This is a genomic window from Longibacter salinarum (assembly GCF_002554795.1).
In the GTDB taxonomy this organism is placed as follows: Bacteria; Bacteroidota; Rhodothermia; order Rhodothermales; family Salinibacteraceae; genus Longibacter; species Longibacter salinarum.
This window is the reverse complement of record NZ_PDEQ01000005.1, coordinates 345,961-364,157: the sequence shown is the minus strand read 5'-3', so window position 1 is coordinate 364,157 and position 18,197 is coordinate 345,961. Positions and strand designations below refer to the sequence as shown.

Here is an 18,197-nt window from a genome sequence, read left to right as displayed (position 1 = left end):
GAGCAAATGGTGCTGCAGGAATCGCCGATCGGACATGATCGTGAGGACAGGCCAACGACAGAGGACCAGACCTGACTTCATCCTGCCTCCTTCTTATGGGGCAAGGACTCATCGGTTTCAATATTCCTTCACGTATCCGTCGATTCTGCCTACCCATACGGTATGGGTCGTCGCCGGCTGGTCCCTTACGCGGGATCGACCGGGTGCCATTCCGTCGTCGCGAGGGCGAGTGTGCGGTCGGTCTCGCGGTGCTGTAGGTGATGGCGGAATGTAGCATCGTCTGCCATCTCTGTGGTGAAGGCTTGCGCACGTACTGGATCGGCGGCAGTCGTTTCTGCGCGGAATTCCAGCGTGAGTGATGTGAGGTCGTGTTCATCCAGCCATTCCGCCGGCAACGTCTCTACGGCCCACTCGACGTAGCGCACGTTGTTGACATGGCGGTTCAGGTCGAGGTCGTGGTACCGCACCCGGAAGTCGCGTTCGTGGCTCGGCGTTCCGGATGGAGCGGTAGACTTCGACCGGTCGACGTCGAGAGCCGGAGGGCGGTCCAGCGTCTCAATCTCCTGGAGAATGGCCGGTGGGCGGAGCGGGCGACGACGCTCGGTATCGATCACGAACCAGGCACTGGTGGCGCGAGCGAACGAACCGGTGGCGTCGGACAGGACGAATTCGCGCGTCGCGTAGATCCCGTCCAGCCCCGATGGCCACGTCTCGATGTGTACATCCGCGTGCCACTCCGGGTAGCGGTCGACATCCAGGCGCAGGAAGGCGAGCACCCAGGCGCGGTCCTCGGCGAGTAGGTCCTCCATCGACACGCCAAGGTGGGCGGCGTGATTGCCGGCCGCTTCCTGTAGAAAGTCGCACAGTGCAAGGGCGGAGGCCGTCCCGCGCGGTGTCACGTCGTACGCACGAACGGGAAACGATTCGTTCCAGAGGGGGCGAGTGGGCATGACCGAGTACGCTGGCGAGGGCAGAGAGTCCGTTTGTTATATACGAAACGTGCGATCATGCCTCCGGCCCGTGCGGTTAATCCTCCGGCAAAACCCTGATTCCGGCGAACTGTGGCAAGACAAGGTGGCGCCTATGGTGCGCGGATCTCCGCCGTCGGTTTCCGTCCATCGCTGCGATCTCATGATTCCATGAGCTCGGAAAGTACGGAGCGATGCACCTTGAGGGTGTTTTCGTCGAAGAGCACGAAGCGAACGAGGGAGAGGGAGGACCGCTCGGGTGCGTGATCGAGCACGGCCTGCAGGGCAATCCGCGCGGCCGGTTCGAGAGGAAAGCCGAACGCACCCGTCGAAATGGCGGGGAAGGCGATGGACGAGAGGCCGATCTCCTCGGCAAGCTTCATAGCGTTGTCGTATCCGGCGCGAAGCAGTTTGCCGGAGGGTTCGTCCCGGCCGTACACGGGGCCGAGCACATGAATGACGTGATCGTTTTGGAGGTCGTGCCCGCCGCTAATAACGGCTTCGCCGGGTTGGATGGGCGCCATGGGTCGCGTCTCCTCCGCGAGGCTCGGCCCGGCTGCCTGGTGGATGGCACCCGCCACGCCCCCGCCCGTACGGAGTTGTGCATTCGCCGCGTTAACGACCGCGTCGATGTCCGGCTGGTTGGTGATGTCGCCCTGCACGAGCTCGATCGTAAGACCTGCAACCTGATGTGTCATGTCGTTCGAGACGGATAAACGGGAAGACGTGAATTTGTGTAGAGGAACCCCCGAGAGGGCCGTCGGGATACAGTCTGTAGCGTTCCGTATCCGTTATGTTCACACCCACTCGCGCCGTCACCTCTTCGCTACACGGTTCCCCGCATGAAGTACGACCCCATCAAAGACCGCCTTGGTCGCTTCTTCAGCCGACACCCACTGCTGCACCGGCTGTTCTTCGGTGTTCTGAATCTCCTTTTTCTGCGCGCCTGGTACGTGCGCCGGGAGATTCGTCGCATCATGAGCCTGCAGCCTGCTGATCGGCGCGTGCGTGTGCTGGATGCAGGGACGGGCTTCGGCCAGTACGCGTATTTCGTCGCGAAAAACTTCCCCGAGGCGACCGTCCGCGCCGTCGACGTGAAGCAAGAGTACCTCGATCGAGCGAAGCACTTCGTGGACCAGACGCCGCAGGCCGACCAGGTGACGTGGGCGATCGACGACCTCACGGATCTGAAGTCGGAGGGTCCGTTCGACCTGATTCTGTCGGTCGATGTGATGGAGCATATCGCCGAGGATCGTACCGTCTTCGAGCACTTTCAGCGGGTGCTGCGTCCGGGTGGGCACGTCATCATCAACACCCCCTCGGATCAGGGCGGATCCGACGTGCAGGGCGATGAGGATGAAAGCTTCATCGGCGAGCACGTACGTGATGGCTACAACATGGAGGATCTAGAAGGGAAACTAAGGGATGCTGGCCTCGAGCCTGTCCGTAGCATCTACACGTATGGTGAGTATGGATCCACGGCATGGCGCTGGCTTATCAAACGCCCGATGCAGATGCTCGGCACCACGTGGGCGTCCATCGTCGTGCTTCCACTGTACTACCTCGCGGCTCTTCCAATCGGCCTTTTTCTCAACGCGAAGGACGTGGCGCACGACAATGAGACCGGCACCGGCGTGCTCGTCGTCGCGCGAAAAGCGAGTTCTGGGGATTGAGGATTTAGGATTGGGAATTGAGGATTTAGGATTGCGGGCTAGCTACCGGACAGTATTGCTTTCAATACGTAATCGTCGTCGGGTGACATTGAGAAACGGACCTCTCCGGGTCTCGTGCGTCTCGGAACCGAGGCGTTATCGTCGAGAAATGACGAACTCTCACACGCCCATGCTCCCATACTCTCATACTCCCATACATTCGAAGAACACCTGCGCCGGGGAATGTGGAGGTGACGCAGGCACCAGTGAAAGTGTCCGGTAGCCAGGGTTGGGGATTTTGTTTGGCGGCTCTGGCGGGTGGATCTTCTCGCTTTCCTCCACAAAAGAAGGGATTTCCCCACAACGGGGTAGGGAGGGGGCGCTCAGACAAGTCGTCTCTGATGATTGATCTTTCTTGCGCCACCCGGTTCGCACTCATCAAGATTGTCGTTGCCATGACGCAAACCAAGACCGCCATGACCATCGCTGACATCATGAGCCGCGATCCGGAATGCGTTGCCCCGGACACGTCGCTCATGGAAATTCGTCAACTGCTCCACCACCGGGGCTTCCATCACCTGCTCGTCGTAGAGGACGAAAAGCTGGTCGGGGTGATTTCCGACCGCGACGTGCTGCGCACGATCAGCCCGTTTCTTGACACACGAAGTGAGACCCCACGCGACGTCCGCACCCTGGCGAAGCAGGCCAGTGACCTGATGCGGGACGACCCGGTCCAGGTGACGCCGGACATGACCGTCCAGGACGCTGCAAGCCTCTTGCTCGACCATTCGATCTCGTGTCTCCCCGTCGTCGCTGATGGGGCGGTCGTCGGCATCGTCACAACGAAGGACATGCTCGAATACTACCGCAGCCGCGAGATGTGATTCGAAGAGGGTCCACGATCGTCAGGGCGCTCGTGGCATATCGAGAACTCAGCGATGCAACAGCCGCGCTCCGACCGGGGCCGGCTGTTTTCGGCTGCGCATGTCGTCGAGATGGAGACTGAACGTGGTCGAATCGCGTCATTAGCGATCTCCACGGTTGCTTCACCGCGATTCTGCAGGGGCTGCACGACAATTCGCTGGATCCGGCGAATTGTCGTTGAGAAGTACCCGTCGCGTGGGCTACCTTGTATTCCAGATTTCCCATGCGTCTCTTCGGCAAGAATCTGGGCACTCCCGTGCATACCAAGTACATTTTCGTCACCGGCGGCGTGACATCGTCGCTCGGCAAGGGCATTTTCAGCGCGTCGCTCGGCCGCCTTCTCGCGGCCCGTGGCCTGACCGTCACCATTCAAAAGTTCGACCCGTACATTAACGTCGATCCGGGGACGATGAATCCCTACGAGCACGGCGAGGTGTACGTCACGAACGACGGCGCCGAGACCGATCTCGATCTCGGCCACTACGAACGCTTCCTCGGCCGATCGACCAGCCAGGCCAACAACGTCACCACCGGCCGGGTCTATCTGGAGGTGATCACGAAGGAACGGGAGGGCGCCTACCTCGGCAAGACCGTGCAGGTCGTGCCGCACATCATCGACGAGATCAAGCACTGGATGCTGAAGCTCGGCGAAACCGGCGAGTACGACGTCGTCATCACGGAGATCGGCGGAACAGTCGGTGATATCGAGGCGCAGCCGTATCTGGAGGCGATCCGTCAGCTTCGCAACGAGCTCGGTCCACGCAACTCGCTGACCTCGCACCTCACGCTGGTGCCGTATCTCCGCGCGGCCGGCGAGCTGAAAACGAAGCCCACGCAGCACTCCGTCAAGGAACTGCTCGCTCACGGCCTGCAGCCCGACACCATCATCTGCCGGTCCGAGCGGTCGCTCGACGCCGACATTCGCCGCAAGATCTCGCTCTTCTGCAACGTCGACCAGGAGGCGGTCATCCAGATGCTGGACGCCGAGACGATCTACGAGGTGCCGCTGCTTTTGCGGGACGAAGGCATCGGCGAACTCGTGGTCGACCGTCTGTTTACCGAGACAGAGCAGGAGCGCTTCGACAGCACGCCCGACCTGGACGCGTGGATCGACTTCCTGAAGCGCCTAAAGAACCCGACGGTGACGATTCCCATCGCCCTGGTCGGGAAATACGTCGAGCACCAGGATGCGTACAAGTCGATCAGCGAGAGCTTTATCCTGGCCGGCGTGCCCGATGAGGTGCAGGTCGAGGTCCGGTACGTGCTCTCCGACGACCTGACGGCCGACAACGTGGAGGAGAAGCTCGGGGACGTCGCCGGCGTGCTGGTTGCGCCCGGCTTCGGCGACCGTGGCATCGAGGGCAAGGTGGAGGCCGTCCGCTACGCCCGGGAAAACGACCTCCCGTTCTTCGGGATCTGCCTCGGACTGCAGTGCGGCATCATCGAGTTTGCCCGCAACGTGTGCGGCTGGGAGGACGCCAACTCCACCGAGTTCGACCCGGACACGCAGTACCCGGTCATCAGCCTGATGGCGGAGCAGAAGAAGATCTCCGACAAAGGCGGCACGATGCGCCTTGGCCAGTACGACTGCAAGCTAAAACCGGACTCACGGGCGGCCGAGGTCTACGGCGAAGAGCTTATCCAGGAGCGCCATCGCCACCGCTACGAGGTCAACAACGTCCTCCGCTACAAGCTGATGGAAGAGGGCATGCGCTTTACTGGCGTCAACCCCGACGCCGACCTCGTGGAGATCATGGAGCTACCGGACAAGCGCTGGTTCCTCGGTGTGCAGTTCCATCCGGAGTACAAGACGACCGTCGGCGACCCACACCCGCTCTTCCGCTCGTTCGTGAAGGCGTGCGCCGAGTATGCTCAGGAGCGCGGCCTCCGCGAGTCCCCGCAGCCGCCCGAGCGCAAAGTGGTCCCGCTGGCGTCGGCGGACATGTAGACCCGATTGCGGATTGTGGGTGACGGATTGTGAGTTGGGTATTGCGTAGAACCGTGCGGGTCTTTTGCCTGTCGTTCATCCTGCGTTTCTGTCTCTCGTTATATGTCCTTTCTTGAAGGTGTTCTGCGGTACCGGGTCCTTGGCGTCGTTCTCTGCGTGAGTGTTCTGTCCGCATGTGCGTCGAGCGCTCCGCAGCTGGGGACCGACGTGAAACCGAGTCTCGGGAAAACGTGGACGGTCATCCCGGTCCTAACACCCGTTCCGGAAGAGGCGAAAGACGGGGTTACGCAGTATCAAGACGTTTTGGAGTCGGTAGCGATGCGCTACCTGGATGCGCTTGGGCAGCCTGCTCGTGTGTATCGCGGCGGCGGTTCAAGTACGGCGCAAGTGGCTATGGATTCCCTGTTTCTGCCGGCTCCAGCAGAAGATGCGCCGCGTCCGCTACGCAAGGATCGGATCCAGGCTATCCAGGAATCGACGGGATCACGCTATCTTCTGCTACTGAAGTCCGCGCGCTGGGAGCGGTCGATCTTCGACAGCGTATCGTTCTCTCCGTCTGTCGGCTTCGACGTCAGCGCGGCCGGCCCCGGTCTGTTTATCGGGCTTTTCAAGGTGGGGCCGACGCGCATCTTTACCGCTAGCATGGCGCTGGTCGATGCTAATACCTCGGAGATCATCTGGAATCAAACCCAGGGATTACAGGCAACAGATCTTTCCGACACCGCGACCGCCCATGCCCAGATCAATGCATACACACGGTCGATGGCTCTTCAGCTCGTCACGGGCGCCGAGGTCTCCTCGATGAGCTTCGGGGTCGAGGCCGACGGTGGCGTGATCGTGTACCGCCACGACGCGCCGACCGTCCGGGGTTCCTCCGTCTCGGTCGACGGGTTTGACGTCGTCGTGGAAGATCGAGAGGGAGTCACGCGACGATACCCGATTCAATCCATCTCGTCAATCAAGTCCACATCCCAAAATCGGCGCATCTTTCCCGCAGGCGGAAGTTGATCCCAAGGATGGGGGGCCTCACTACGGTTGATTCCGAATGGGCGCGGCCGATCATGGCGTAGCGCCGGTCTCGCTGCGACCGGCGAACCGCGGACGAATGAGTTACAGCGTGCGAAGGAGCGCCAGCACGGGGCCGATGACGTTGCAGGCGGGGTCGCGCGGGGAGAACATCTCTTCGGTGTAGTGCCGGCCGGCGGGGCGGAGATGAACCCGGTCGTTGACCATTTCGAAGTGCCGGGCGAGGATCTGGTTGTGCACGACGACGCCTGCGATACCTCCGTTCACCATCCGCTCAACTGGCCTCTCAGCGACAATCAGCAGGTCGCCTTTGCGAATGCCGTCTCCATTCATGCCGTCGTCGCCGACACGGAGGAGGAGACAGTCCGCTGGGGCGTGAGATGCCAGCAGGCGACGGTCAAACGTAAGGACACCGGACGGTTGGTTTCGTAACGCTTTCGGTCAGTGACTCTCCGCTTCGTCAATAATGGGAAGCCGCGGATTTTTACCCGCGTCGATCACCGGGTCGGGAGCATCGTCAATCAGCGTGAGTCCACGCGCGGTGTGCTTCTCCCGCTCAATGTAGCCCTTAGATCGTAGCGCCTCCAGCAACTTGTACACGCCGTTCGTCGATGCGATGCCGAGGCCGTCTCCGATCTCCGAGAGCGTCCTCGGCATGTTCTGCTTGCGCATGAAGCGTTGGATGAACTCGAAGGCCTCGTTCTGGCGCTTCGTGCGCCGGTCTTTCATCGATAGAGGGCTGAAACTCGATTAAATAAGGATAATCCGTTTTCCGAATGATCTCGTCAGGATCGCCCAACCCGTGTCCTCGCTGCGGCTCCGAGTTGGCAAGAGAAACGTTTCAGAACCTATTTCGCGGACAGCCTTCGGCCATCCAAACGGGCGGACCTCCCGACCCGACGGTCGGTCCTCGGGGCGCCTGCGCACCCCCGACTCGTTCATTTCGCGCACCGTGTCTATAGCACACGTGTCATCGGATCACCGCCAGGCCTGCGACTAGACAGGAACGACCTTGCGTTTTTGAGATCCATCCGCCAAACAGTTCCTCAACGGAATACGTTCAATCGTTTTTATGCAGGGGGGCGTCCGGCGAATCGAAGCCGTTGGAGACACCGACATTTTAACGTCGAACCGGTGTAAATAGAGCGTTTGGCCCGCAATGAGAGCCCAGGGAATAGCGCCTGCCCAAAGCGGCTGATATGTGCGTTCAGGCCCAACAAGGATAGATGATGGTGAAAACATTTTCACTCAAGTCCCTGTCGTGGTGAAAAGATTTTCACCACTGGAGCCGGGGAACGGTGGGCTACCATGAATACAGTATGTGCACATCGATTGGACATGGAGGTTTTGGCTCAAATAATCAGTCTAGACGGGGGTGATACCTTGACATTGGAGCCTGATGCCGTACCTTGTGGACACGCGTGGGGAAAAGTGGGGAATGTGCCCATTCGCTCCCTAACCCCGCCAGTTTTTGCCCGTTGCTCACGTTGTCCACCGAGGGCCCCTTCGCCGAACGGCGGTGACGGACGGCCTGACGACCCCGACTCGGGGCTGAAACCATGGTTTTTAAAGGTCAGGCCGAATATTCCGTTGACAGCAAGGGTCGGGTCACCATCCCGGCCAAGATGCGGAGCGTGCTGAATCCGGAGGCGAAGAACACCTTCACGATCACGCGCGGGTTCGAAGAATGTATCTTCCTGTATCCGCTGGATCAGTGGACGCAGATCGAGGATGAAATTGGCGGGCTGAACATGTTCAACGCCGATGCCCGGGGCTTCGTCCGCGCGATCATGATGTGGGCGGATGAAGCCGCGCTGGATGGGCAGGGGCGGGTCAGCATTCCGAAGCCGCTCGTCGAGTATGCTGCTATCGACGATAAGGCGCTCATCATTGGCGCGTTCGACCATGTCGAAATCTGGGACCCGGACCGCTTCAACGCCTATCTCAACGAGCAGCCCGACGATTACGAAACCCTGGCCGAGCGCGTCATGGGAATGTAACCCATACCGTTTTGCCGCCTCGCCCCCCGACGTACCTGCTGATGACTGCTTCCGATGCTCCCGCTCCCTCGTCCGATTCTGAATCGGACGCCGACCCGTTGAAATACGCGACGGAGTACCACGCGCCTGTTCTTTCACACGAGGTGATCGACCGCCTGATCACGGATCCCTCCGGCTGCTACGTCGACGCCACGCTTGGCGGCGGCGGGCACTCGGAGGCGCTCCTGGATGCTCTGGCGCCCGAGGGCGTGGTGATCGGGATCGACCAGGACGACGAAGCCCTTGCGACGGCGCGCGATCGCCTGGCAGATGAGATTGAGGCCGGGCGTTTTCGCACGGTGCAGGGAAATTTTGGTCGGCTGCAGACGCTTCTGGAAGAGATCGGAATCGAAGAGATCGACGGTCTCCTACTGGATCTCGGCGTGTCCTCACACCAGATCGACGTGCCCGAGCGCGGGTTCAGTTTCCAGCGCGAAGGCCCACTCGACATGCGGATGGATCCACGTGGCGGCCTCACGGCGCATCAGATCGTGAACCACTGGGCGCAGCGCGATATCGCTGACGTGATCTACCACTACGGCGATGAGCGCCGATCCCGGCCGATCGCTCGGGCGATCGTGGATGCACGACCGCTGGAGACGACGCACGACCTGGCCGATGCGGTTCGTTCGGCAGTTCCGGAGCGCGACGAGGTAAAGAGCCTGGCTCGCGTCTTTCAGGGCCTGCGGATTGCTGTGAACGCGGAGCTCGACGTGCTCGAGGATGTGCTGGAGCAGAGTGCCGACGTGATTCGCGAGGGCGGACGCATCGCCGTGATCAGCTACCACAGCCTCGAAGACCGGCGCGTGAAGCGGTTTTTGCGCTACGGCAACTTCGAGGGGAAGCCCATTCGCGACATCTACGGCACCCTGATCGCCCCGTTCGAGGAATCTCCGCGTTCGGCCATTGAGGCAGGCGAGGCAGAAGTCCAGTCCAACCCTCGTGCTCGTAGCGCGCGTCTCCGCATCGCGGAGCGAACTGCGGACGATGCCGGAACGCCGGTGCCGTCGGTGTGATCGCGCGTTCCCCAACCTGCTGACTGAGACCCTTACCCCTTGTACGCGACTCCCTCATGACGGACGCCCCCGACATCCTCTGGCGCCACGTGCGCACCGCCCGACAATCGGCCCCCGGTGATCAGCCGGTCACTCTCGTGGTAGATCCCGATCCGGAGGCCCGCCTGCAAGTGCAGTACGCGCTGCGGCACGATGGAGATGTGGACGTTGCCGGAACCGCCGAGGATGCGGTGCGCATGGCCACGGAGACGGCCTACGACGCGGTGCTCATCAGCCTCTCCCTGCCAGACGCTACCGGCATGACGGTGTTGAAGCGCCTCCGCTTTCGGGCCGCGTACCGTCAGATACCGATGCTCGCCATCACGAACCACTCGCTGCCGGGCGACCGGGAGCGAACCGAACGGGCCGGCTTCGACGGCTTCGTAGCGAAACCGCTGCGGCCGGAGGAGGTGCGCGCTCGTCTCACCCGACTGTTTTCAAAACGCTCCGCTGAAGCCTGGCCGGGCAACGCCCCGCGAGTACCACGAGCCTCGTGATTTATCGGCGCGCGACGTGCGCCGCCGTACCCGTACGACCGCCGATCGGAGGACCAACCCCTCCTTTTCCCATGAACCGCATCATCAGCAATAATCGTCCTTCCAGCAACGCGTCGCCCAACCGCGATCGAGGCAAAGGCTCCGGCCCGAGCCAGTATCAGCGTCACGGCACGGCATTGCCATCGTGGTCGGACCTGGAGCCGAAGACCAACCGGCGTCGGGACGAGCCGCAAGATGAGGGCTCCTTTCTGGAGAACGTCTCGACAGTCAAGTTTGGGCTACTTCTGCTCGTGGTCGCGGCGCTGTTTACGCTATATGTCGGCCACGTGCATGCGACCCAGCAGCTGCTGATGGACGTGCAGGAGGCGCGGCGAGTCAACCACAAGCTGCACCTGAAGCATAACCGATTGAAGGGCGAGTTCGATCACGCGACGGGACCATCCGTCATCTACGATCGGGCTCGCGAGCTCGGTCTCCGGGAGTCCGTGCCGACGGGTCGGACGGTCGTCGTCCCCGACTAACACTGCCCCCTTTTTAGTAACTCTGTCTCTCACGTCCCGTGAAGCCGAAAAATCAAATTCTGACCCGGATGTACATGGTGCTGACGCTCCTGAGCGTCGTGCCCCTGTTCGTCCTGGCACAGATGGGCTGGATCGTCCTGACGGAGGGCTCCGAGCTGAAGGCTCGCGGCCAGAACCAGGCACGGTCGACGGTCGAAATTCCGGCCATGCGCGGCTCGATTCTCGATCGCTCCGGGCGCGCCCTCGCTATCAACACCGCTCGGTATGATGTCGCGCTCGATCCCACGATCGACGGGTTCGAGCAGAAAAGCGCGATGTTCTACCGCAAGTTCGCCGACCTCACGGGTATGTCTGAGAGCCGGCTGCGGACAACGGTGGCCGAACGCTACAGCCCACAGTATGTGATGCTGTACCGCGGGCTCGACGAGATGCAGCGCGAAACCGTTGAGGAATGGGACGTCCCGGGCCTGATCCTGTCGCCACGCTTCGCCCGCCGCTACAACTACGGAACAACGGCGGCGCACGTGCTCGGGCATATCGACACCGACGGCACGGGACGCTCGGGCGTCGAGCTTCAGTACGATGACTTCCTCACGGGCGAACCGGGCTGGCACGCCGTAAAGCGTGATCGGCGCGGGCGCATCAAGGCGTTCGTGGGCGGTACCGTCGTCAAGCCGAAACACGGACAGAACGTGGTGCTGACGATCGACCTCGTCCGGCAGGCTGCACTCGAGGATGAACTCGCGAGGGGCGTGAAGGAGAGCGGGGCGAAGTGGGGAACGGCCATCGCGATGGACCCGAACACAGGCGCGATTTTAGCTATGGCCAACGTGCCGACCTACGACCCCAACCATCCGGGTCGCGCAACATCCGCCCGCCGCCGCAACCGGTCCATTACCGATCAGTTCGAGCCTGGATCGACGTTCAAGCTTGTGGGAGCCGCTGCGGCGGTTGAGCAAGACATCGTCTCGCTCGAGGACTCAGTCGAGACCGGCGAAGGGTGGGCCGTCTTCCACGGGTACACGATGAAAGATGTGAAGGCCTACGGCACGATCTCTTTCGCGGAGGTGCTGTCGAAGTCGAGTAACGTCGGCATGGCGAAAACGGCTACGCGAATTGACGAAGGCATTTTCTACCAGTACGCGCGCAACCTGGGGTTCGGTCAGCCGACCTGGATCGACCTGCCCGGCGAGGTCGGTGGGACGCTGAAGAAGCCGGCGAATTGGAGCCGCACGTCGCTGACATCTATGAGCATTGGCTACGAGGTGTCAGTGACGCCGATCCAGCTTCTGGCCGCCTACTCGGCTCTCGCGAACGGTGGACTTCTCGTGCAGCCGCACGTCGTTAAGGAGCGGCGGAGCGTCACAGGCGAACGACTCTGGACGCAGCGCCCGGACTCCATTCGGCGCGCACTGAAGCCATCGACAACCGACGCGTTGCGACCCGCTTTCGAGAAGACCGTTGAGACCGGGACGGCGACCGCTGCGCAGGTGAGTGGGCTTGAGATTGCAGGCAAGACTGGCACCGCGCTTAAGGTGAGCGGCGGAAAATATTCTGGCGATCAGGCGCGTGCGTCCTTCGTCGGGTTCTTCCCGGCTGATGATCCGAAAATCGCTCTTCTCGTCATCGTGGGCGAGCCGGAGACCAGCATGTACGGCGGCGCTGTCGCCGCCCCCATTTTCCAGAACATTGCGCGCCGCTGGGTGGGCACCTTCCCCGAGGTGGTTGACCACATCGTCGCAGAGTCGGACACAGCCTCGGCAGATGTTGAGCGCATGACGGCTCCCTCACAAACCTCCCCGCCGACCGTGCAGGCTCGTCTTGCCGACGCGAGTGGCGACACCATGCCCGACCTGAGGGGGCTGACCACACGCGACGCGGTGCACTGGCTGCAGAAGCATGGCGTCGACGTCCGGCTCTTCGGCCAGGGGCTTGTGCAGAAGCAGTCGCCGCAACCCGGGGAGCCGCTACCGTCCACCGCGATGGTAACGGGTGAATAACGACTTTTTCCGGCCTCTACTGGCTCTATGACTCCTCAATCGTCGTCTTCCACGATCGAAAGCTCCCGCTCCGGTGCTGCACCGGTGGCGTGGCCCGTCCTTCAGGACGCGCTCGACCGGGCGAGTCTGCTTCAGGCCGTACACGCCGCCGGTCGTGACGTGTCCGGCATGCTCGTCGGGCAACTCTCCGATGACAGCCGGATGATTCGAGGAGCGGACGTAGAAGAGGGCGCGGTTGCATGCTTCATCGCTGTCAAAGGCGTATCAGTGGACGGCCACCAGTTCATCGAGGCGGCCATCGAGAATGGGGCGAGTATCGTCGTCTGTGAAACTGTGCCCGAGGCTGCATTAGAGCGTCATCCGGAGGTCGTCTTTGCGAAAGTGAACGACGGCCGGACGGCGCTGGCGGAGCTTGGCGCTGCCTTTTACGGTTACCCATCGCGTGACTTGAAGATGGTTGGCGTGACGGGGACAAATGGTAAGACGACTGTGTCCTACCTCGTGCACCACGCTATCGACGCCCTCGACGTGACGACGGGGCTCATCTCCACCATCGAGGTGCGCACGGGGACCGTGGCAACGAACGCGGCACTCACGACGCCCGGCGCACTTGAGCTTCAGCGCACCCTCCGCCGCATGGTGGACGACGGCTGCTCGGCCTGCGCGATGGAGGTATCGTCCCATGCGCTAGATCAACAGCGCGTCCACGCGATCGACTACGACATCGCCATTTTCACCAATCTGACGAGCGAGCACCTCGACTACCACGGCACACTCTCGAACTATCGGGCGGCGAAGAAAAAGCTATTCGACAGCCTTGCGCCGGACGCGACTGCGATCCTCAACGCCGACGATGATGCTGCCCCCGCCGTCGGGGCATCAACGCAGGCCGAGATCCACACGTACGGGACGCATGCCGACGCGGACGTTCGTTTCCAGGTGGTCGACAGTCGGACGAGCGGTCTCCGCCTGCGCTTTTCTGTCACAAATGAGACACTCGACCCGGATCAGGTGCACGATTTTCGTCTCGCGGGTCGCTTCAACGCCTACAATATCGCCGCTGCGTTCGCGGCCGTACGGGCGCTCGGCTACGATGCCGACGACATCCTGCGCGTGCTGCGGGAGGCGCCGCCGGTGCCGGGTCGCTTCGACCAGCTCACGTTCGATGATGGCACGACCGTCGTCGTCGATTACGCCCACACACCGGACGCGCTCGAGAATATTTTGACGGCGGTTCGTGAAACGACGGACCCAAACGCCGATCTGTGGTGCATTTTTGGCTGCGGTGGAGACCGTGACGCGTCCAAACGGCGTGTCATGGGAAGCCTGGCCGAGACGCTGGCCGACCGCGTGATCGTGACGAGCGACAATCCTCGCACGGAAGAGCCCGAGGCGATCCTCAACGACATTCGCCGCGGAATGAGTCGCCCCGCCGAGGCGGAGTGGATCGTGGACCGCGACGAAGCAATCCAGTTTGCCGCGGAAAACGCGGCTCCCGGTGACGTCGTCCTGATTGCCGGCAAAGGTCATGAGACCTACCAGGTCATCGGCACGAGCCGTCGTGCGTTCGACGACCGAGAAAAAGCCCGATCCTATTTCCAGAAACGCTCTTCAACCGACGAGTAGTCAGCGTCACTGGCGCTCCCCACGCCCCTTCGCCCGAATTCTTACCCGAGTCCCGAGGGAGCGGCACCGCCGCGACCTCTTCGCCCCTACATGCTCTACTACCTCATCAGTTACCTGGAGCAGGTCTACCAGCCGCCCGGCTTCCAGGTGATTCAGTTTATCACGGTTCGTTCTGCGCTGGCCGCTATGACAGCTCTCGTGATTGCGCTCTTTGCGGGGCGCAGCATCATCGGGTGGTTGTCGAGACAACAGCTCGGTGAGCAGATTCGCAAAGGGGACGATGCCGGCGTGGTGAGTCACGCGCACAAGGCGGGGACGCCGACGATGGGTGGGATCATCATCCTGCTATCGATTCTCGGCGCCACGCTGCTATGGGGCGACATCGGCGAGACCTACGTCTGGCTGGCGATGCTCGCGACGGCCTGGATGGGGTTGGTCGGCTTCGCAGACGACTACATCAAGACGGTAAAGAAACAGAAGGACGGACTGCAGCCGCGATACAAGGTCGCGGGACAGGTCGGCATTGGACTGGTTGTCGGAAGCGTCCTCTACTTTCACCCGTCATTTTCCGAGTTCAACACGCTCACGTACGTCCCTTTTCTGAAGGACCGCGTGGTCGACTACTACTTTTTCGAGGCATGGGCGAATGGAATCGACCTCGGCTGGATGGTGTACCTCCCGGTCGTTGTCTTCATCATGACCGCCGTATCCAACGCGGTCAACCTGACGGACGGGCTAGACGGGCTGACGACCGGCGTCACGGCCTTCGTCTCGCTCGGGCTCGTCGCGCTGGTCTACATTTCCGGAAACGTCAACCTGGCGACGTTTCTCGACGTAATGTACCTGCCGGGCATCGGCGAACTCACGGTTTTCGGCGCGGCGATGGTGGCGGCCTGCTTCGGGTTTCTTTGGTACAACGGCTACCCGGCGACGGTCTTCATGGGCGATACCGGAGCGCTGGCGCTCGGCGCGGCCGTGGGCGCGGTGACGCTCATGGTGCGAAAAGAACTGCTGCTGCCGCTGCTCGGCATCGTGTATTTCGCCGAAGCGCTCTCCGTCATTCTGCAGACGAGCTACTTCAAATACACACGGCATCGCACCGGCACTGGCAAACGCATCTTCCGGATGGCTCCGCTGCACCACCATTTTGAGGCGCGAGGCACCCACGAGGCGAAGATCGTCACCCGATTCTGGATTGTCACTGCCCTTACCGTCATCGCTGCTCTCCTCACCCTGCGCATCCGATAAACCGATTCCCGTTCCTCCAACGCCTTCGTCTCCGTCCGCTCCCGTGATGACTCCCGACTCCCTTTCTGACCGATCCGTGACCGTCGTTGGCGGTGCGCGCAGCGGCCGAGCCGTGGCGCGTCTGCTGGCACAGGCGGGAGCGTCGGTGTTCGTAACGGAGCACGGGCCGCCGCGCAAGGGCATCGAGGAGACGCTCGATGGGCTGGGGGTGGCGTACGAGTTCGGCGGCCACACCTCGCGGGCGATTGACGCAGACTTTGTTGTCGTGAGCCCGGGCGTGCCCACGGAAGCCAACATTCTGCGCCAGTGCCGACGCGCAGGGCTGCCCATCTACTCCGAAATCGAGGTCGCGTCCTGGTTCTGCCGGGCGCCGATCATAGCGATTACGGGCACGAACGGGAAGACGACTACGACGAGCCTCACCGGCCACGTCATCCGCTGCGCACTCGATGAGTCGGACGATAGAAATACGATTGTTGCCGGCAACATCGGTTACCCGTTCTCCGACTACGTTCGCGATGCGCGAGAGCAGGACGTTGTCGTGCTTGAGGTGTCCAGCTTCCAGCTCGACCATGTCGACGCCTTTCGACCGCGCGTGAGCGTCCTTCTGAACATCACGCCGGATCACCTCGACCGCTACGACGACGATTTCAATGCGTATGCCCAGAGCAAATTCCGGATCTTCGGGCGACAGGAGGCGGGAGATGCCGTGGTTTACAATGCCGACGATGAGCTGGTGTGCGATTACGTTCGAAGCCGTGCGGCGGAGCCCGGCGCGTTCACGGCGTACGGGATCAGCATCGACGGCCCAGTTGAGCGCGGAGCATTTGTGTCCGACGGCACGATCGTGATTCGCTCGGACAACGACGAAGAGACGCTGATGCCGGCTTCGGACCTCGCGCTTCGCGGGCCGCACAACCTGTACAACTCGCTGGCCGCCGCGATGTCCGCCCACATCATGGGGGCTGGCGACGCGCAGATCCGCGAGGGGCTGTCGACCTTCGAAGGCGTGCCGCACCGGCTCGAAAATGTCGCCACCGTAGACGATGTGCTCTACGTCAACGACTCAAAAGCGACAAATGTCAACGCCGTCTGGTATGCACTCGAGAGCTTCGATCAGCCGATTGTTTTGATTGCCGGAGGGCGCGACAAGGGCAACGACTACGAGGCGTTGAAGCCGTTGATCAGGGAGCGGGTGCGCGGTGTCGTGGCCCTGGGAGAAAGTGCTTCGAAAGTAATGGAAGAGCTCGGCTCGGCGGCCGGATGTGCGTCTCGTGCCTCGACCATGGAGGACGCACTTCAGAAAGCGCGAAGCATGGCTCAGCCCGGCGATGTCGTCCTTTTGAGTCCCGCATGTTCATCTTTTGATATGTACGAAAATTATGAAGAGCGTGGCGACACCTTCCGTCGTCTTGTGAGGAATTTGTAAACTGGATTCATCCTGAAGTATATTTTAAACTGCCCTTCTGGCGTAGGTTGGCCTTTTTTGAAGCATGAACGCACTCCAAACACTTAAGGACCGCGTCTCCGATCGCTCCCCCGCGGACAAGTACGTCATCTGGGTCGTTTTGGCCCTGTCAGCCGTAGGTGTGGTGGCTGTGTATAGCGCGATCACGTTCCTTGCGGAAACGAAGGCGGGTGGAGACACGGAGCAGTTCCTTGTTCGGCACGTGATCCGTGTCGTGCTGGCGCTGGGTGTGATGGGTATCGTCAGTCTGATCGACTACCGAACGCTGGCACGGTACAGTAAAATCGCGCTCATCTTCGCGCTCGGCCTTCTTCTTGTGGTCAAGGTCGTCGGCTTCTTTACTGAAGGTCCGGATCGTTGGCTTCGCGTCGCAGGATTCGGGTTCCAGCCGTCAGATCTAGCGCGTGTGGCGCTCGTGTTCTACATCGCGGTCCTTCTCGCGCAGAAGCAGGACTACGTCAAGAGCTTCGGCCGCGCGTTTTTGCCAATTCTGATCTGGGCGTTCGGCACGGTCCTGCTCATCGGTCTGGACGACCTCTCGACCTCGGCCGTCCTCCTCGCGGCGATCATGCTGATGGGCTTCGTCGCACGGGTGAGCACCTACCAGATCGCCGGACTCGGCATGATGGGAGCACTGCTCGCCGTCGGGATGATCATGAACTCACCCAGCCGTGCCGCCCGCGTGGAGAGCTATCTCGGCGTGAACATTTTCTCGTCGACCGATGCCGAGCACGTGCTGAACCCGCAGGGTGAGGGTTACCAGTCGCAACAGGCTAGGATCGCCTTCGCCATGGGCGGACTGACGGGCGTGGGGCCGGGCAAAAGCATCCAGCGCGACTTTCTGCCGGCGCCATACAACGACTTTATCTTCGCTATTATCGCGGAGGAATACGGTCTTCTCGGCGCCATTGGACTGCTGATCGGATTCTGCATTCTGCTCATCCGCGGCTACCTGCGAATCGCTCGCGACGCCCCGGACCCGCTCGGGCTTTTCCTCACCGTCGGATTTACGACGCTCCTCGTCATGTACGGCTTCGTGCATGCGGGGGTCGCCTGCGGTCTGCTGCCCGTGACGGGTCTTCCGATGCCGTTCGTGTCGTACGGAGGAACCTCAATGATTGCAAACGGCATCATGGTTGGTGTCATCTTGAACGTATCTCGCCAGGTGAAGGAACGGACGCCCGCGACGGAGCGCCGAAAAACCCAGTCCTTTGTCTGACCGGGC

General features: G+C 61.6%; 16 protein-coding genes and 1 pseudogene. 13 read left to right on the top strand and 4 right to left on the bottom strand.

The window, feature by feature from the left end; genetic code table 11:
* Nucleotides 1-185 precede the first annotated feature (185 nt).
* Both CRI94_RS11570 and CRI94_RS11565 read right to left on the bottom strand, forming a co-directional pair.
* The gene (locus CRI94_RS11570; protein WP_098075863.1) at nucleotides 186-950 is read right to left on the bottom strand and encodes an acyl-[acyl-carrier-protein] thioesterase; all 765 of its coding nucleotides are present in this window, start codon (nucleotides 948-950) and stop codon (nucleotides 186-188) included.
* 179 nt (nucleotides 951-1,129) lie between these two features.
* On the bottom strand, nucleotides 1,130-1,666 hold the full coding sequence (locus CRI94_RS11565; RefSeq protein WP_098075862.1) for a macro domain-containing protein: 537 nt from the start codon (nucleotides 1,664-1,666) through the stop codon (nucleotides 1,130-1,132).
* Between the two features lie 144 nt (nucleotides 1,667-1,810).
* On the opposite strand from CRI94_RS11565, the gene CRI94_RS11560 reads away from it, so the two are divergent.
* From CRI94_RS11560 to CRI94_RS11545, 4 genes are all read left to right on the top strand, one after another.
* Nucleotides 1,811-2,641, top strand: coding sequence for a class I SAM-dependent methyltransferase (locus CRI94_RS11560; protein WP_098075861.1), 831 nt, complete (start codon nucleotides 1,811-1,813; stop codon nucleotides 2,639-2,641).
* Between the two features lie 380 nt (nucleotides 2,642-3,021).
* Nucleotides 3,022-3,504 (top strand): CBS domain-containing protein, encoded by a 483-nt coding sequence (locus CRI94_RS11555; protein ID WP_098075860.1) that lies wholly within the window; start codon nucleotides 3,022-3,024, stop codon nucleotides 3,502-3,504.
* 263 nt (nucleotides 3,505-3,767) lie between these two features.
* Complete coding sequence (locus tag CRI94_RS11550; protein WP_179862271.1) at nucleotides 3,768-5,492, top strand: CTP synthase; 1,725 nt, start codon at nucleotides 3,768-3,770, stop codon at nucleotides 5,490-5,492.
* Between the two features lie 102 nt (nucleotides 5,493-5,594).
* A complete protein-coding gene (locus CRI94_RS11545; protein WP_098075859.1) occupies nucleotides 5,595-6,500 on the top strand; it encodes a hypothetical protein in 906 nt (301 codons plus the stop codon).
* A gap of 102 nt (nucleotides 6,501-6,602) precedes the next feature.
* Here CRI94_RS11545 and CRI94_RS17505 read toward each other — a convergent pair.
* Nucleotides 6,603-6,923, bottom strand: a pseudogene (locus CRI94_RS17505) (LexA family protein); the annotation flags it as partial.
* A 36-nt stretch (nucleotides 6,924-6,959) separates the two neighbouring features.
* Nucleotides 6,960-7,247, bottom strand: coding sequence for a LexA family protein (locus CRI94_RS11535; protein ID WP_098075857.1), 288 nt, complete (start codon nucleotides 7,245-7,247; stop codon nucleotides 6,960-6,962).
* An 830-nt stretch (nucleotides 7,248-8,077) separates the two neighbouring features.
* Here CRI94_RS11535 and mraZ point away from each other — a divergent pair.
* The 9 genes from mraZ (at nucleotide 8,078) to CRI94_RS11490 (ending at nucleotide 18,191) form a co-directional block, all read left to right on the top strand.
* Nucleotides 8,078-8,518 carry a division/cell wall cluster transcriptional repressor MraZ gene (gene mraZ / locus CRI94_RS11530; RefSeq protein ID WP_098075856.1) on the top strand — a complete coding sequence of 147 codons (441 nt, stop codon included), beginning with the start codon at nucleotides 8,078-8,080 and terminating at the stop codon, nucleotides 8,516-8,518.
* Nucleotides 8,519-8,559: 41 nt separating this feature from the next.
* Nucleotides 8,560-9,573 (top strand): 16S rRNA (cytosine(1402)-N(4))-methyltransferase RsmH, encoded by a 1,014-nt coding sequence (gene rsmH, locus CRI94_RS11525; RefSeq protein ID WP_098075855.1) that lies wholly within the window; start codon nucleotides 8,560-8,562, stop codon nucleotides 9,571-9,573.
* 56 nt (nucleotides 9,574-9,629) lie between these two features.
* Nucleotides 9,630-10,109: a response regulator gene (locus CRI94_RS11520; protein WP_098075854.1), complete on the top strand. Its 480-nt coding sequence runs from the start codon at nucleotides 9,630-9,632 to the stop codon at nucleotides 10,107-10,109.
* Nucleotides 10,110-10,180: 71 nt separating this feature from the next.
* Nucleotides 10,181-10,630, top strand: a complete 450-nt coding sequence (locus tag CRI94_RS11515; protein WP_098075853.1) for a hypothetical protein — start codon at nucleotides 10,181-10,183, stop codon at nucleotides 10,628-10,630.
* Nucleotides 10,631-10,668: 38 nt separating this feature from the next.
* The gene (locus CRI94_RS11510; RefSeq protein ID WP_245846168.1) at nucleotides 10,669-12,630 is read left to right on the top strand and encodes a penicillin-binding protein; all 1,962 of its coding nucleotides are present in this window, start codon (nucleotides 10,669-10,671) and stop codon (nucleotides 12,628-12,630) included.
* Between the two features lie 27 nt (nucleotides 12,631-12,657).
* Nucleotides 12,658-14,256 (top strand): UDP-N-acetylmuramoyl-L-alanyl-D-glutamate--2,6-diaminopimelate ligase, encoded by a 1,599-nt coding sequence (locus CRI94_RS11505; RefSeq protein WP_098075851.1) that lies wholly within the window; start codon nucleotides 12,658-12,660, stop codon nucleotides 14,254-14,256.
* A gap of 90 nt (nucleotides 14,257-14,346) precedes the next feature.
* Entirely contained in the window at nucleotides 14,347-15,504 is a 1,158-nt protein-coding gene (mraY, locus tag CRI94_RS11500) for a phospho-N-acetylmuramoyl-pentapeptide-transferase (protein WP_098075850.1), read from the top strand.
* A 46-nt stretch (nucleotides 15,505-15,550) separates the two neighbouring features.
* On the top strand, nucleotides 15,551-16,933 hold the full coding sequence (murD, locus tag CRI94_RS11495) for a UDP-N-acetylmuramoyl-L-alanine--D-glutamate ligase (protein ID WP_098075849.1): 1,383 nt from the start codon (nucleotides 15,551-15,553) through the stop codon (nucleotides 16,931-16,933).
* A 64-nt stretch (nucleotides 16,934-16,997) separates the two neighbouring features.
* Nucleotides 16,998-18,191: an FtsW/RodA/SpoVE family cell cycle protein gene (locus CRI94_RS11490; protein WP_098075848.1), complete on the top strand. Its 1,194-nt coding sequence runs from the start codon at nucleotides 16,998-17,000 to the stop codon at nucleotides 18,189-18,191.
* Nucleotides 18,192-18,197 lie beyond the last annotated feature (6 nt).